Origin of the sequence: Marinobacter sp. X15-166B (assembly GCF_001752365.1) — a bacterium.
Lineage (GTDB): Bacteria > Pseudomonadota > Gammaproteobacteria > Pseudomonadales > Oleiphilaceae > Marinobacter.
In genome coordinates this window covers 1,788,244-1,801,947 of sequence record NZ_MEIY01000001.1, presented here as the reverse complement: position 1 = coordinate 1,801,947, position 13,704 = coordinate 1,788,244, and the positions used below count along the sequence as shown (strand labels likewise).

The 13,704-nt window shown below is 61.1% G+C and carries 14 protein-coding genes; 10 read left to right on the top strand and 4 right to left on the bottom strand.

Annotated features, from left to right (window positions below; all coding sequences use genetic code 11):
• Positions 1–37: 37 nt before the first annotated feature.
• Complete coding sequence (locus BG841_RS08445; RefSeq protein ID WP_070057255.1) at positions 38–1,072, bottom strand: type IV pilus twitching motility protein PilT; 1,035 nt, start codon at positions 1,070–1,072, stop codon at positions 38–40.
• A gap of 141 nt (positions 1,073–1,213) precedes the next feature.
• Here BG841_RS08445 and BG841_RS08440 point away from each other — a divergent pair, with 141 nt between their 5' ends.
• The 10 genes from BG841_RS08440 to BG841_RS08395 all read left to right on the top strand — a co-directional run bounded on the left by BG841_RS08440 (position 1,214) and on the right by BG841_RS08395 (position 10,214).
• Positions 1,214–1,906, top strand: coding sequence for a YggS family pyridoxal phosphate-dependent enzyme (locus tag BG841_RS08440; protein WP_070057254.1), 693 nt, complete (start codon positions 1,214–1,216; stop codon positions 1,904–1,906).
• A gap of 109 nt (positions 1,907–2,015) precedes the next feature.
• Positions 2,016–2,849 (top strand): pyrroline-5-carboxylate reductase, encoded by an 834-nt coding sequence (proC, locus tag BG841_RS08435; protein WP_070057253.1) that lies wholly within the window; start codon positions 2,016–2,018, stop codon positions 2,847–2,849.
• Between the two features lie 17 nt (positions 2,850–2,866).
• A complete protein-coding gene (locus BG841_RS08430; protein WP_070057252.1) occupies positions 2,867–3,451 on the top strand; it encodes a YggT family protein in 585 nt (194 codons plus the stop codon).
• A gap of 179 nt (positions 3,452–3,630) precedes the next feature.
• Positions 3,631–5,595 (top strand): dynamin family protein, encoded by a 1,965-nt coding sequence (locus BG841_RS08425; protein ID WP_070057251.1) that lies wholly within the window; start codon positions 3,631–3,633, stop codon positions 5,593–5,595.
• Positions 5,596–5,734: 139 nt separating this feature from the next.
• On the top strand, positions 5,735–6,883 hold the full coding sequence (gene metX, locus BG841_RS08420) for a homoserine O-succinyltransferase MetX (protein ID WP_070057250.1): 1,149 nt from the start codon (positions 5,735–5,737) through the stop codon (positions 6,881–6,883).
• A complete protein-coding gene (gene metW / locus BG841_RS08415) occupies positions 6,880–7,488 on the top strand; it encodes a methionine biosynthesis protein MetW (RefSeq protein WP_070057249.1) in 609 nt (202 codons plus the stop codon). Before metX ends, metW begins: the two co-directional genes overlap by 4 nt.
• Positions 7,485–7,943: a DUF4426 domain-containing protein gene (locus BG841_RS08410; protein WP_070057248.1), complete on the top strand. Its 459-nt coding sequence runs from the start codon at positions 7,485–7,487 to the stop codon at positions 7,941–7,943. Before metW ends, BG841_RS08410 begins: the two co-directional genes overlap by 4 nt.
• A complete protein-coding gene (gene rdgB / locus BG841_RS08405; RefSeq protein ID WP_070057247.1) occupies positions 7,940–8,545 on the top strand; it encodes an RdgB/HAM1 family non-canonical purine NTP pyrophosphatase in 606 nt (201 codons plus the stop codon). The genes BG841_RS08410 and rdgB overlap by 4 nt, the downstream gene beginning before the upstream one ends.
• 11 nt (positions 8,546–8,556) lie before the next feature.
• Positions 8,557–9,696: a radical SAM family heme chaperone HemW gene (gene hemW, locus BG841_RS08400; protein WP_228141630.1), complete on the top strand. Its 1,140-nt coding sequence runs from the start codon at positions 8,557–8,559 to the stop codon at positions 9,694–9,696.
• Positions 9,693–10,214: a hypothetical protein gene (locus BG841_RS08395; protein WP_228141629.1), complete on the top strand. Its 522-nt coding sequence runs from the start codon at positions 9,693–9,695 to the stop codon at positions 10,212–10,214. Before hemW ends, BG841_RS08395 begins: the two co-directional genes overlap by 4 nt.
• 12 nt (positions 10,215–10,226) lie before the next feature.
• Here the strand turns inward: BG841_RS08395 and trmB are convergent, their stop codons facing one another.
• From trmB to BG841_RS08380, 3 genes are all read right to left on the bottom strand, one after another.
• Complete coding sequence (gene trmB, locus BG841_RS08390; protein WP_070057244.1) at positions 10,227–10,943, bottom strand: tRNA (guanosine(46)-N7)-methyltransferase TrmB; 717 nt, start codon at positions 10,941–10,943, stop codon at positions 10,227–10,229.
• 111 nt (positions 10,944–11,054) lie between these two features.
• The gene (locus BG841_RS08385; RefSeq protein WP_070057243.1) at positions 11,055–12,014 is read right to left on the bottom strand and encodes a mechanosensitive ion channel family protein; all 960 of its coding nucleotides are present in this window, start codon (positions 12,012–12,014) and stop codon (positions 11,055–11,057) included.
• A 135-nt stretch (positions 12,015–12,149) separates the two neighbouring features.
• A complete protein-coding gene (locus BG841_RS08380) occupies positions 12,150–13,661 on the bottom strand; it encodes a YifB family Mg chelatase-like AAA ATPase (RefSeq protein WP_070057242.1) in 1,512 nt (503 codons plus the stop codon).
• Positions 13,662–13,704: the final 43 nt, after the last annotated feature.

Sequence of the window (13,704 nt, the reverse complement as noted above, 5' to 3'; positions counted from 1 at the left end):
ACTATCCATCTGATCAGAGTTGTGTCTGATGACCTGCTTAAAAGTTACTCGGCGTTTTAGCCAACAGCCTGGCCGCGTCCCGCGAAATCAGCCCCTTGTGCAGCATCTGCTCAAGACACTGGTCGAGGGTTTGCATGCCCTGGGACCCGCCGGTCTGGATGGCGGAGTACATCTGCGCGATCTTGTCTTCACGAATCAGGTTACGAATGGCCGGCGTACCGATCATGATTTCATGGGCCGCCACCCGGCCACCCCCCATTTTTTTCAACAGCGTCTGCGAGATGACGGCTTGTAAGGATTCCGACAACATGGAGCGCACCATGGACTTTTCTTCCGCGGGGAAGACGTCCACCACCCGGTCAATGGTTTTCGCCGCTGAAGTGGTGTGCAGGGTACCGAACACCAGGTGCCCGGTTTCCGCCGCCGTCAGCGCCAGCCGGATGGTTTCCAGATCCCGCAACTCACCCACCAGGATGATGTCCGGGTCTTCCCGCAGCGCCGAGCGCAGCGCTTCGCTGAACCCCAGGGTATCCCGGTGGACTTCACGCTGGTTCACCAGACACTTTTTGGAATCGTGGACAAATTCGATGGGGTCCTCAATGGTGAGGATGTGTTCGTAGCGGGTGTCGTTGATGTAATCCACCATGGCCGCCAGTGTGGTCGACTTACCCGAACCGGTGGGTCCGGTAACCAGCACCAGCCCCCGGGGTACCGATGCGATGTCCTTGAACACCTGCCCCATGCCCAGATCTTCCATGGTGAGGACTTTGGAGGGGATGGTACGGAACACCGCACTGGCGCCCCGGTTCTGGTTGAACGCGTTCACCCGGAAGCGCGCCACCCCCGGCACTTCGAAGGAGAAGTCGGTTTCCAGGAACTCTTCGAAATCTTTCCGCTGCTTGTCGTTCATGATGTCATAAATCAGTCCATGGACGTCTTTATGCTCCATCGGCGGTAAGTTAATCCGGCGTACATCTCCGTCCACACGAATCATGGGCGGCAACCCGGACGACAGGTGCAGGTCAGACGCGCCTTGTTTTGCCGAGAAGGCAAGCAGTTCGGTTATATCCATTAGAGTCCTCGGAAGGATTATTCTTTATAATCTGATGATACGAACGATTCGGTTCCAGCAGAGCGTTTGGCTTGGCATTTCAGCAGCCCGAAGGTAACGTGTCAGCGTTTAAGAGCCCCTGTGAACCGCCGGATTTACACTATGAGCAGCATAGCAGACAACATTGAGAGCGTAACCAGACGCATACAAAAAGCAACAGTCGAGGCCGGACGGGATGTCAATAGCGTGCGCTTGTTGGCAGTCAGCAAGTCCCGCCCCGCGGCCGAGATCCGCGCGGCGGTCGCGGCCGAGCAATATGCATTCGGTGAAAACTACGTCCAGGAAGCCTGCGACAAGATGGCCGAACTGGCCGATCTGACCGGCATTGAATGGCATTTCATTGGCCCCGTTCAGGCGAACAAAACCCGGCAGATCGCCGAAAACTTTGCCTGGGTTCACAGCGTTGACCGTTTCCGTATTGCCGGCCGGCTCAGCAGCCAGCGCCCACCCCATCTGCCGCCCCTGAACGTGTGCATCCAGGTGAACATCAACGCCGAAGACAGCAAATCCGGCTGTTCGCTCAGTGACCTGCCGGAGCTGGCAGAGGCCATCATTGCGCTGCCCGGTCTGCGGCTGCGCGGTCTCATGGCGCTGCCCGCGCCTGCCCAGTCCGAGGACGAACTACGCGCCAGCTTCCGGCATCTGGCGGATCTGCAAACCATGCTGAACCAAACGCCTTCTATCAATGGCATCATGGACACCCTGTCCATGGGCATGTCGGCCGACCTTGAGCTGGCCATTGCAGAGGGCGCGACCTGGGTGCGCATTGGCACGGCGCTGTTCGGGAAGCGCTGACGGTGTTGATAAAAGGTGACCGGTGCCGCCAAGGGGCATCATATCCTGCTACTATCAGCGTGACCGTCTATGTTGTCACGCTAACCACACCCGCCAATCGGAGCCTATTTTGACCACATCAGCAACCATCTCATTTATCGGGGCCGGCAACATGGCCAGCGCCATTATCGGCGGCATGCTCGAAAACGGTTTCAAAGCCGCTGACATCTGGGTGAGCGCCCCCGTGGACAAGGAACTGCAGAGCCTGCGTAAACGGTTCGGCGTCAGCGTCACCACCGACAACCGCCATTGTGCCGAGCAAGGGGATGTGGTGGTTCTGGCCGTCAAACCCCAGGTGATGGCTCAGGTCTGTCAGGATCTGGCTCCGGTGGTCCAGAACACCCGCCCCCTGGTGGTGTCGATCGCCGCCGGCGTCACCAGTGACACCTTGAATGCCTGGCTCGGCGGAGATCTGCCCGTCGCCCGGGTCATGCCCAACACGCCGTCCCTGGTGGGCAAAGGAGCCGCCGGCTTGTCGGCCAACGACCAGGTCAGCGAGCCGCAGCGCCAGCAGGTTGAAACCATCTTCAGCAGCATAGGCACCGCCCTGTGGGTGGCTGACGAGTCGCAGCTGCACGCGGTGACCGCCTTGTCGGGCAGTGGCCCGGCGTATTTTTTCCTGATGCTCGAGGCGCTTGAAGAGGCCGCTGCCCGGGCCGGCATGGCCGCAGACACCGCCCGTGAACTGGCCATTCAAACCATGGCCGGTGCGGCTGAAATGGCACGCACCAGTGAGCACGACCCCGCACAACTGAAACGCAACGTCATGTCACCGGGAGGCACCACGGAACAGGCCGTGAATACGTTTGAACAGGGGGGCCTGCGGGAACTGGTGACCGAAGCGTTTCAGGCCGCCCTGGCCCGCTCCGAAAGCATGGCGGCAGAATTCACCCAAGATCACTGAACAGGAGACTCGGCTTCATGCTGGCACAGATACTGATTACCATTTTGCAGATAGTGTCGATGTTTTATCTCACCATCGTGCTGCTTCGTTTTTTGTTGCAATTGGCCAGAGCCGATTTTTACAACCCGATATCCCAGTTTGCCGTCAAAATAACCAACCCCTTGTTGCGTCCCATGCGCCGGTTTGTGCCCGGCTGGGGCGGAATTGACGGCGCGGCACTGGTGTTGGCGGTGCTGATCCAGGCCCTCACCCTGTTCCTGATTCTGGTGGCCCTGAACCAGGGCGTGCCTGCCATCAACCCGGTCACCTTGCTGGCCTGGTCGGTGTTGGCGGTGCTTAATCTGATCGTCAAAATCTACTTCTGGTCGGTTATTGCGGTGGTCATCGTCAGCTGGGTAGCCCCGGGCAGCCATCATCCCGCGATTCAACTGGTGGCCCAGATCACCGAGCCGGTCATGCGGCCGGTACGCAAGCTGATGCCTTCCGTCGGTGGTCTGGATTTGTCGCCGATCATCGTGTTTCTGATTCTCAACGTGCTGACCGTGGTCATCCAGCACATGGCCATGTCGATCGGTCTGGCCAGCATCGGTGTGGCACTTTAAGCCCCAAACTGTGACAGCCGTCACAATGCGCGCATTTAATCCACCCCAAAACGACCGTTCTGTTCCAAACTAGTTACTTGTTTTGTCGGAGTTTTCCGGCCTCAGCCCGCAGCGACCGAGGCCGGTTATCAGCGCACCCTCAGGTGCGCAGGGCACTCAAGCAACCAAGGGTCAGAGCGATGAGCATGCAGGGAAGTTTGTCTCAGCAGGTCGAGGCGTATCATTCGTGGAAAAAAGAGCTGATCCGGCAGATCAGTCGCTATCGCCTCTGGCTCCAGGACAACGACCTGTTTTCCGACGACATCGGGGCCCGCATTCGCACCGGGCTGGAATTGCTGATTGAAGATGAACTCACCATAGCTTTCGTCGGGGAATATTCCCGCGGCAAGACCGAACTGATCAACGCCCTGTTTTTTGCCGATTACGGTCAGCGTCTGCTGCCTTCCCAGGCCGGTCGTACCACCATGTGCCCCACCGAACTCTTTTACGACCGCCACCAAAAAGCCGATTATCTGCTGTTGCTGCCTATTGAAACCCGCATTGGCTCCCTGTCGTTACAGCAACTGCGCAAGCAGCACGAGCACTGGGTGCGCCACGAGCTCGACGCCGACAACCCGGAACTCATGCGCGAGGCCCTCGCCGAGGTGGCGCGCGTAAAAAGCACCACGCCGGCTGAAGCCCGCGCCCTCGGGTTCGAAGACAGCAAGCTGGAGCCCGACCGCAATGCACCGGGCAAAGTGCTGATCCCGGCCTGGCGCAGCGCCCAGATCAGCATCCGCCATCCCCTGTTCGAGCGCGGCTTGCGTGTTCTGGATACGCCCGGCCTCAACGCCCTGGGGTCCGAGCCTGAATTGACCATCAGCATGCTGCCCAGCGCCCACGCCATTCTGTTTCTGTTGAGCGCCGATACCGGGGTAACAGCCAGCGACATGGCAATCTGGAAAGAGTGCATCGACACCAGCGACTCCGATCACCGCGCCGGGCGGTTTGCCGTCCTCAACAAGATCGATGTGCTATGGGACGATCTCCAGGGCGAGGCCCACACCCGGGCGGCCATCGCCAAGGTGCGGGATTACACTGCGGACCATCTGGGCATCCGCCAGAACGAGGTTATTCCGGTGTCGGCCAAACAGGCCTTACTGGGCCGGGTGCGCGACGACCAACAAACCTTTGTTCGCAGCAATGTGGATCAGCTGGAACGGCTCATTGTCGACCGCATTCTGATCCATAAAGAACAACTCATTACGCAAAGCCTGATCAACGACCTCTTGGGGATGCTGCAAAACAGCCAGGCCAACCTGCAAAGCCGGCTGTCAAGTCTGCAAGAGGAGCTGGACGCCCGCTCCGGAACCAGCGTGGACCGAGTCGCCCTGAAACGACTGGCGGACCGGACCCAGCGGGATTACGATTTTTATTACCGCCAACTGATCACCCTGCGTTCCAGCCGGCGCCTGATGGACTCCCAGGGTGAACAGCTGCGCGAACTGGTAAGCCCGGAGCGTTTCGAGGCGCACGTCAACAAAGTGCGCGTGCAGCTGGCGAAAAGTTGGACCACCGCGGGCATGGGCCGCAGCATGGATCATTTTTTTGAGTTGCTGGAACACGATTTCAGCAACCTGCTGAGCGAGGGCCAGCTGGCCGAAAAAATGGTGGCGGCGATCTACCAACGCTACAACGACGCCAACCGGACCCGTCACCTGCAACCTGCCCCGCTGCGGGCCGGGCGCCATGTGATAGCGGTGCGCGAACTGCGCAAGAAAGCCCATCGCTTTCGTCTCAACCCAAAAAACATGCTGACCGAGCAAAGCCTGTTGATCCGTCGGTTTTTCAACGTCTTGGTGAGCGAGGCGCGCACGCTCCACGAGCGGGTTGCCCGGGATGTGGAGCGCTGGCCCGGAGAGGCCCTGTTGCCCATCGTGCAATACTCGCTGGAACAAAAGCAGCTGCTGGAACATCAGATCCAACGCTTGAAAGAGGTGGTGCGCAGCGATCGCGATGAGGCTGCCGAGCGGGTGCAGTTACTCAATACCCTGGACGATCTGCGCCGGCAGTTGGAACTGGTGGATAATATCCAACGTCAGATCCGCAAGCCCGCACCTACCCTGATCCAGCAGAAAGTCGTCAATATTTCCGGCATCGCCTGAGTCAGTCGGCGCACGCTGGCAGCGATACGCCCGGCCGCAAGGTTGCAGGCATGGCTGTCGGCCTTTAGACTGGCCAGCCGGCCGTTGCAATCACGCGCCGCCAGACCTTACAGCTTGAACCCAGGAACCTGTTGCGCCGATGCCCGATTCCCTGCCTCCGGACTCTGTCGGGATTGTCACCCCGGAGACCTTGCATTTTGACACGCCCATTACGCTTGCCTGCGGCCAGACACTGACCGAGTACGATCTGGTGGTCGAAACTTACGGCACCCTGAACGGCGACGCCAGTAACGCGGTACTTATCTGCCATGCCCTCAGTGGCCACCACCATGCGGCCGGGTACCACAGTCTGGCGGATCGCAAGCCGGGCTGGTGGGACAGCTGCATAGGCCCCGGCAAACCGATAGACACCAACAAGTTCTTTGTGGTCTGTCTGAACAATCTGGGAGGCTGTAACGGCAGCACCGGCCCCAGCTCCATCGACCCGTGCACCGGCCAGCCGTTTGGTCCGGACTTTCCCGTGGTCACCGTCAAGGACTGGGTACACACGCAAGCCGCTCTGGCCGACCGGCTGGGTATCGCCTGCTGGGCCGCCGTCGTTGGTGGGTCCCTGGGGGGGATGCAGGCGCTGCAATGGAGCCTCACCTACCCGGACCGCTTGCGGCACGCCCTCATCATCGCCTCAACCCCGCGGCTGTCTGCGCAGAACATCGCGTTCAACGAAGTGGCACGCCGGGCCATCACTTCCGACCCCGATTTTCACGCGGGGCGCTATCAGGATTTCGGGGTGGTGCCCCGCCGGGGGCTGATGCTGGCCCGCATGGTCGGCCACATCACTTATTTGTCCGACGCCTCCATGGGAGAAAAATTCGGCCGGGAACTGCGGGAACAGGTCTACCAGTTCGGTTACGACGCTGAGTTTCAGGTGGAAAGTTACCTGCGCTACCAGGGCGAGCGCTTTTCTGAATCCTTCGACGCCAACACCTATCTGTTGATGACCAAGGCGCTGGATTATTTCGATCCCGCCTATGAGTTCGACAACGATCTGGCCCGGGCGCTCCAGCAGGCCCGGTGTCAGTTTCTGGTGCTGTCCTTCAGCACCGACTGGCGGTTTACACCGGCACGCTCGGAGGAGTTGGTCAAGGCCATGATCGCGGCAAAAAATCGCGTCAGCTATGCGGAAATCGATTCGCCCTGGGGGCACGACGCCTTTTTGATTCCGTCCCCCCGCTACATGCAGGTCTTTGGCGCCTATATGGATCGCGTCGCACGGGAGGTCAACAAGTGAGAGCCGATCTGGAAATCATTGCGCAATGGATTCAACCGGGCAGTCACGTGCTGGATCTGGGGTGCGGGGATGGCACCTTGCTGGATTTCCTGCAGCAGGAAAAACAGGCCACCGGTTTCGGTCTGGAAATCAATCCGGATCACATTACCACCTGCATGGCCCGCGGGGTTTCGGTGATCGAGCAAAACCTGGACACCCAGGGGCTGAAAAACTTTGACGATCAGTCCTTTGATGTGGTCCTGATGACCCAGGCCCTGCAAGCGGTGCGGCGTCCGGACCGGGTTCTCGAAGAAATGCTGCGCCTGGGCCGTGAGGTCATTGTTACCTTCCCCAACTTCGCCCACTGGCGACTGCGTTGGTACCTGATGCGCCGCGGGCGCATGCCGGAATCCAAAACTTTGCCCTACCGCTGGTATAATACACCTAACATTCACCTGTGTACCTTCAAGGATTTCGAAGCGCTGTGTCACAGCAGACAATTCCGGATCATGGACCGATCAGTGGTTGACGGCCAGCACCGGAATCATTGGTTCAGCCAGCTCTGGCCCAACATGCTGGGGCAGATCGCCATATACCGGATCACCCGACAGGAGGATATACAATGACCCGCCTACGTCACTACGTCATGGTTCTGGTGGCCACCCTTGGGTTGGCCGGCCTGAGCGCTCAGGTCGCCGCGGAAGTGGTGGATTTTGGTGCCCATCAGGTGCACTACAGCGTATTTCCAAGCACTTTCCTGAGCCCCGAAGTGGCCGCGGCGAACAACCTCAACCGCAGTCGGGCCATTGGCATTGTCAACGTCAGCGTCATGCAGAAAAACGAGCTGGGCGGCCTCCAGACGGTGCCCGCCCAGATGGAAGGCCGGGTGATCAATGACATCCAGCAGGTGCGCTTTCTGGCGTTCCGGCGCATCAAGGAAGGCGATGCCATCTACTTCATCGCCGAGTTCCAGTACCGCGAAGCGGAGTTGCTGACCTTTCAAATCACCGCGCGGCCGACCGGCAGCAACGCTGAACTGCCGGTCCGCTTCGCGCACACTCTGTATAACGAGAAGCCATGAACACACCCACACAACTGGTGATCGCCAGCAACAACAAAGGCAAGCTGGCCGAGTTTGCCGCGCTGCTGGCCCCGCTGGGGATAACCCCGATCGCCCAGGCCGAACTGGGCGTCAGTGACGCCGAAGAACCCGCCATTACCTTCGTCGAAAACGCCCTGCTTAAAGCCCGCCACGCGGCGCAGGTGACCGGGCTGGCGGCGCTGGCCGACGACTCGGGCATTGCGGTGGACATACTCAAAGGCGCGCCCGGGGTGCGCTCGGCCCGTTACGCCGGCGATAATGCCAGCGATGCCGATAACGTGGACGCCCTGCTCCGCGCGCTCAAGGACGTGCCGGACGAGGAGCGCAGCGCCCAGTTTCATAGCGTGTTGGCGTATGTGCGCCACGCCGACGATCCGGTGCCCATCATTTGTCACGGCCGCTGGGCCGGGCGCATCCTGCACAGCCCCAGGGGCCAAGGCGGCTTCGGCTATGATCCGGTGTTTTGGGTACCGGAAGAAAACTGCAGCGCGGCCGAACTCAGCCGCGCGCACAAAAACCGCATCAGCCATCGCGGCAAGGCGCTGCAACTGCTGGCCAAAGAACTGTCAGCGCACCCATGAGCGTTTACGCAATGCCTGCCGTCCCCGGGTTGCCGCCATTGAGCCTGTACATTCACGTCCCCTGGTGCGTGCGCAAGTGCCCCTATTGCGATTTCAACTCCCATACCTTTCAAGGCGAATTGCCGGAACAAGCGTATCTGAACGCCTTACGTGACGACCTGCTGGCAGATCTGGCGCTGAGCGCCGGACGGACGGTCGAAACCATCTTCATCGGCGGGGGGACCCCCTCGTTGATGTCGCCGCGGTTTTATGAGCAGCTGTTCGCCCTGCTGGCGCAGCACCTGCGCATCGCCAAAGATGCTGAAATCACGCTCGAGGCCAATCCGGGCACGCTCGAACAAGGCCGCTTTGAAGGCTTCCGCCGAGCCGGCATCAACCGGTTGTCCATTGGCGTGCAGAGTTTCAATCCGGTCCACCTGCAGACGTTGGGGCGTATCCACGACGATCAGGCGGCTCACCGGGCCATCGCAGCCGCACAGGCGGCCGGGTTCGACAATTTCAACATTGATCTGATGCACGGTCTGCCCGCGCAGTCCGTCGACGATGCCCTCGCCGATCTGGATGCCGCGCTGCAATGGCAGCCCACCCACCTGTCCTGGTATCAGCTGACGGTGGAACCCAACACCGAGTTTTACAGCAAACCGCCCGTGCTGCCCGACGACGAGCGTCTCTGGGCGATTTATGAGGCGGGCAAACAGCGCCTGCAGCAGGCCGGATTCAGCGACTATGAGGTGTCCGCCTGGGCGCGGCCGGGCACCGCCTCCCGTCATAATTTGAACTATTGGCAGTTTGGTGACTATCTGGCCTTGGGGGCTGGTGCCCACGGCAAAATCACCTATGCTAACGGTGACATAGAGCGTTACTGGAAAACCCGCCAGCCAGACGCTTACCTCAACCGAATTGGCAGTCGAACCTCCGGGCGGCAACCCATAGCGCCGGAGGAGCGTACCCTGGAGTTTATGATGAACGCCTTACGGCTCACCGCCGGTGTTGACGAGTCGCTCTACCCGCGCCGCACCGGCTTACCTCTGGCCCCCCTTGCCGGGGTACTCGCAGAACTCCGCGACCAACACTTGCTGCATCCCCGCAGACTGCAGACCACCCTGCTGGGGCAGCGCTATCTGAACACTTTGCTGGAGCGTTTTTTGTGAGTACCTTGCCTCCCATGCCACGCACGCTCAAGTCCGGACTGGTGCTGTCGCTGGTTTTTTTTGCGGTGTTGGTCCTGATCAATCAGACACTGCACACGGACGCCGCCCCCCGGGGGCTGTTCAGCTTGCAGATGGCCGCTACCGCTGAGCATGCCAGTCTGGTGATTGCCAGCTGGGGCGAGTCAGGATTGTTCTGGGCCCGGTTGCTGCTGTGGCTGGATCTGGGGTTTGTGGCGGTCTACCTGAGCACTTTGCTAATCCTGTGCCGCTACCTGTTGCTGGATCGTCCGGGCGTACGGGAACGACAAATCGGCACCTTCGTCAAGGTGCTGTTTGCCACCGCCGGGGCGAGCCAGGTGGTCGAAAGCCTGTTACTGCTGAGCAATCTGCACTCACCTTCCGATGCCATCGCGCTGACCGCCACCGTGTTATCGTTGCTCAAATTTACCTGCCTGCTGGTTGGGGCCGCCGGACTGGTGGTGGTGCGTGCCGCCCGGCGCCGGCCCCTGAATGGCTAGTATCCCGCCGGGCTAATTGGTGCGCCGGAACAGCAAGTCCCACACCCCATGCCCCAGGCGTTCACCGCGCTGCTCGAATTTGGTGACCGGACGGTCATCCGGGCGCGGCGCAAACTCATGACCGGCCACTGTATTGGCGAACCCTTCCGAGTCGGCCATGACCGCCATCATGTGTTCTGCATAGGGCTCCCAATCGGTCGCCAGATGGCAGATACCGCCCACCCGCAGCTTGTGGCGGATGCGCTGAATGAACTCGTGCTGTACCAGGCGGCGCTTGTGGTGACGTTTCTTGTGCCAGGGATCGGGGAAGAACACCATGACCCGGTCCAGCGCAGCGTCCGGCAAGCACAGGTCAATCACGTCATTGGCGTCGATGGCGTAGATACGGATGTTCTCCAGCCCCCGGTCTTCAATTTCCTTCAGCAAGGCACCGACACCGGGCAGATGCACTTCCACCCCGATGAAATCCTGCTCGGGTGCCGCCGCCGCCATCTCCGCCAGTGATTTCCCCATGCCGAAACCAATCTCCAGATTCAGCATGGCTTCCCGGCCAAACACTTCACGGGGGTCAATCACACCCTGCTCACGGGTCAGACCGAATTTGGGCCAGCTGCGCTCATAAGCGCTTTTTTGCCCCACGGTCATGCGCCCCTGGCGCAGTACAAAACTGCGGATACCCCGGCGGGTGGTGATCGGTGACTCTTCGGACGGCTGTTGTGGATCTGTCATGCTGACTCCTCAGCGACCGGCTGACCGGTCAGGTGATTCTGATAAACGATTCGGTGTCTAGTTTATCAGACTCACCCCCCCCTGCTGCCCGTTGCGGCAGTGCCTGTTCACTCAATCCGCACTGGACTGGCTGTTCCGCTCGACCGCTTTCTCAGGCTTGGGCACCTCACCAGGGCCTGCGGGCCAGCCTTCCCGCTGTCGGGCCCGGTCGCCATCGACTTCCTCGGTCTGATCGTGGAACAGATGCACCTGGGTCGGATACGGCATGTCGATGCCCTTTTCATCCAGTGCCTTGTACACCGCCTGCAGGACCGCACCGAAGGTGTGGATCTGGGACGCCCGATCCGATTGGGTCCACCAGCGCAGGCGCACCACATTGGCGAAATCGCCCAGCGCGATGGGAATGGTTTCCGGGGCCGGATCGCTGCACACCCCCTCAACGGACGCGCAGGTTTTCTCCATAATCGCGCGCGCGGTGTGCCAGTCGTCGTTGCAGCCGATGCCAATGTCGTACTCGGAGCGCCGGGTTGCAAAGGCGGTGTTCACCACCACGCTGTCGGTATAGATGGTTGAATTGGGGATGACCACACGCCGGCCGTCATATGTCTTGATCAGGGTGGCGCGGGTTTCGATCTTCTCAACCGTCCCCTCATGCCCACCCGAGACAATCTGGTCGCCCACCTCGAAAGGCTGGCGCAACAGGATGAGAATGCCCGCCAACATGTTTTGCAGGATATCCTTGAACGCAAAACCAATCGCTACCGAGCTGACCCCGAGACCGGCAATCAGGTCACCCGGGGTCACGGTGGGGGCCACAATGGTCACCGCCAGCATAACCCCCACCACGACCAGCGCCCAGCGCACCAGCGAGCCGCCAACGTCCCCCAAACTGCTGCGCCCCCGCTTGTTGGCAACCCGGATTACCAGGCGGGCGGCGCCCAGGCCCAGGAACCAGAACAACACCGCCACCACCACTGCCACCACAATGTTCGGCAGCAGCACAAAGAGTCCGTCCAGCCATTCGTTCAGCTTGCTGAAGATCAGTCCCACATTGGTATCTATTTCATCCATCGCATCACCTCCTGTGCCGGGTGGCCGTTGCCATCGTGCTGGGGGCCACACTCAGTGCCCGACTGTGTGTGCACAACGCCTTAAGAATAGTCGATTCTGCCGACCGGGCCGGATTACAGATGCGGGGCAAAGCCGCTAGGGTGTGCCGCGAAACGCCGGCCGGTCCAGCTGACGGTACCCCAGAGCCTCCACCAGATGCTGTTGACTCACCGCCCCGGTCTCGTCCAGATCAGCCAGGGTGCGCGCGACCCGCAGCACCCGGTGCAAGGCCCGCGCCGACAACCCCAGGCGTTCCATGGCCTGCGTCAGTAACGCTTCGCTGGCGGCGTCGAGCGCACACAGGCGCTGCAGCTGGCTGCCTGTCAAGGCCGCGTTGATGCTGCCGCGGGCCAACTGACGGTGCCGGGCGGCGGCCACCCGCTGGCGCACCCGGCTGCTGGATTCGCTCTGGCAGTGCCGGTTGAGCAAGACCTCACCCTGCTGCACCGGGACCTCCACGTGCAGGTCGAACCGGTCGAGCAGGGGACCGGACAGTTTGGTCTGATAGCGCAACACCTGCTGCGGGGTGCACTGGCAATCAATTTTGGGGTGACCACGGTAACCACACGGGCAGGGGTTCATGGCCGCGATCACCTGAAAAGAGGCCGGGAAGGTCACCTGCCGACTGGCGCGGGAAATGACGATGTGCCCTGACTCCATCGGCTCCCGCAGAACTTCGAGGACTTTGCGATCGAATTCCGGCAGCTCATCGAGAAACAATACACCGCGGTGGGCCAGGGAAATTTCCCCCGGGCGGGGGTTGCCCCCACCGCCCACCAACGCGACCGCCGAAGCGGTGTGGTGTGGGGCCCGGAACGGAGGCTGATGCCAGTTGGCATATGGCGCCTCCCCCGCGATGGAATACACACTGGCCACCTCCAGCGCCGCTTCGGTTTCCAGGGGCGGCAGAATACCCGGCAGACGGCTGGCCAGCATACTTTTGCCGGTCCCCGGCGGGCCGAAAAACAGCAGGTTGTGGCCGCCTGCGGCGGCAATTTCCAGAGCCCGGCGCGGTACCTGCTGACCTCTGACATCGGCAAGATCCGGCGCATGCACCACCACCTCTGCAACCGGCCTGGGCGCCAGCGGAGCAATCCGGGCTGTACCGGCCAGATGCTCGCACACCCGCAGCAGGTGGTCGGTGGCCAGCACATCCTCACCGGCCGCCAGCGCGGCTTCGGTTCCGTTAGCCGCCGGCAATATCAACGCCCGACCTTCGGCGCGGGCCGCTACCACCGCCGGCAACACACCGCGAACCGGCCTCAATCCGCCGTCCAGCGACAATTCGCCGAGGCACTCATAGCCGTGCAAGGCGTCGACCGGAATTTGTGCGGACGCCGCCAGAATGCCCAGAGCGATGGGTAAATCAAAGCGACCGCCTTCTTTGGGCAGGTCTGCCGGGGCCAGATTGATGGTGATGCGTTTGGCGGGAAACTCAAACCCCGAATTGAGCAGCGCACTGCGCACGCGGTCTTTGCTTTCTTTGACGCCGGTTTCCGGCAGGCCAACGATCGACAGGGACGGCAGGCCGTTCGACAGGTGGATTTCGACGGTCACCAGCGGCGCGGACACGCCGAGGCACGCACGGGTGTAGATGGTGGCAAGCATGAGTTCCTTCCATGGTTTGATCCGGTTGCATACGGGTGCCTGA

What these genes read in the sequence shown, in the direction of transcription:
- BG841_RS08445 (WP_070057255.1), bottom strand. Translation starts at nt 1,072, where the DNA reads ATGGATATAACCGAACTGCTTGCCTTCTCGGCAAAACAAGGCGCGTCT.
- BG841_RS08440 (WP_070057254.1), top strand. Translation starts at nt 1,214, where the DNA reads ATGAGCAGCATAGCAGACAACATTGAGAGCGTAACCAGACGCATACAA.
- BG841_RS08430 (WP_070057252.1), top strand. Translation starts at nt 2,867, where the DNA reads ATGCTGGCACAGATACTGATTACCATTTTGCAGATAGTGTCGATGTTT.
- BG841_RS08425 (WP_070057251.1), top strand. Translation starts at nt 3,631, where the DNA reads ATGAGCATGCAGGGAAGTTTGTCTCAGCAGGTCGAGGCGTATCATTCG.
- metX (WP_070057250.1), top strand. Translation starts at nt 5,735, where the DNA reads ATGCCCGATTCCCTGCCTCCGGACTCTGTCGGGATTGTCACCCCGGAG.
- BG841_RS08410 (WP_070057248.1), top strand. Translation starts at nt 7,485, where the DNA reads ATGACCCGCCTACGTCACTACGTCATGGTTCTGGTGGCCACCCTTGGG.
- rdgB (WP_070057247.1), top strand. Translation starts at nt 7,940, where the DNA reads ATGAACACACCCACACAACTGGTGATCGCCAGCAACAACAAAGGCAAG.
- hemW (WP_228141630.1), top strand. Translation starts at nt 8,557, where the DNA reads ATGCCTGCCGTCCCCGGGTTGCCGCCATTGAGCCTGTACATTCACGTC.
- trmB (WP_070057244.1), bottom strand. Translation starts at nt 10,943, where the DNA reads ATGACAGATCCACAACAGCCGTCCGAAGAGTCACCGATCACCACCCGC.
- BG841_RS08385 (WP_070057243.1), bottom strand. Translation starts at nt 12,014, where the DNA reads ATGGATGAAATAGATACCAATGTGGGACTGATCTTCAGCAAGCTGAAC.
- BG841_RS08380 (WP_070057242.1), bottom strand. Translation starts at nt 13,661, where the DNA reads ATGCTTGCCACCATCTACACCCGTGCGTGCCTCGGCGTGTCCGCGCCG.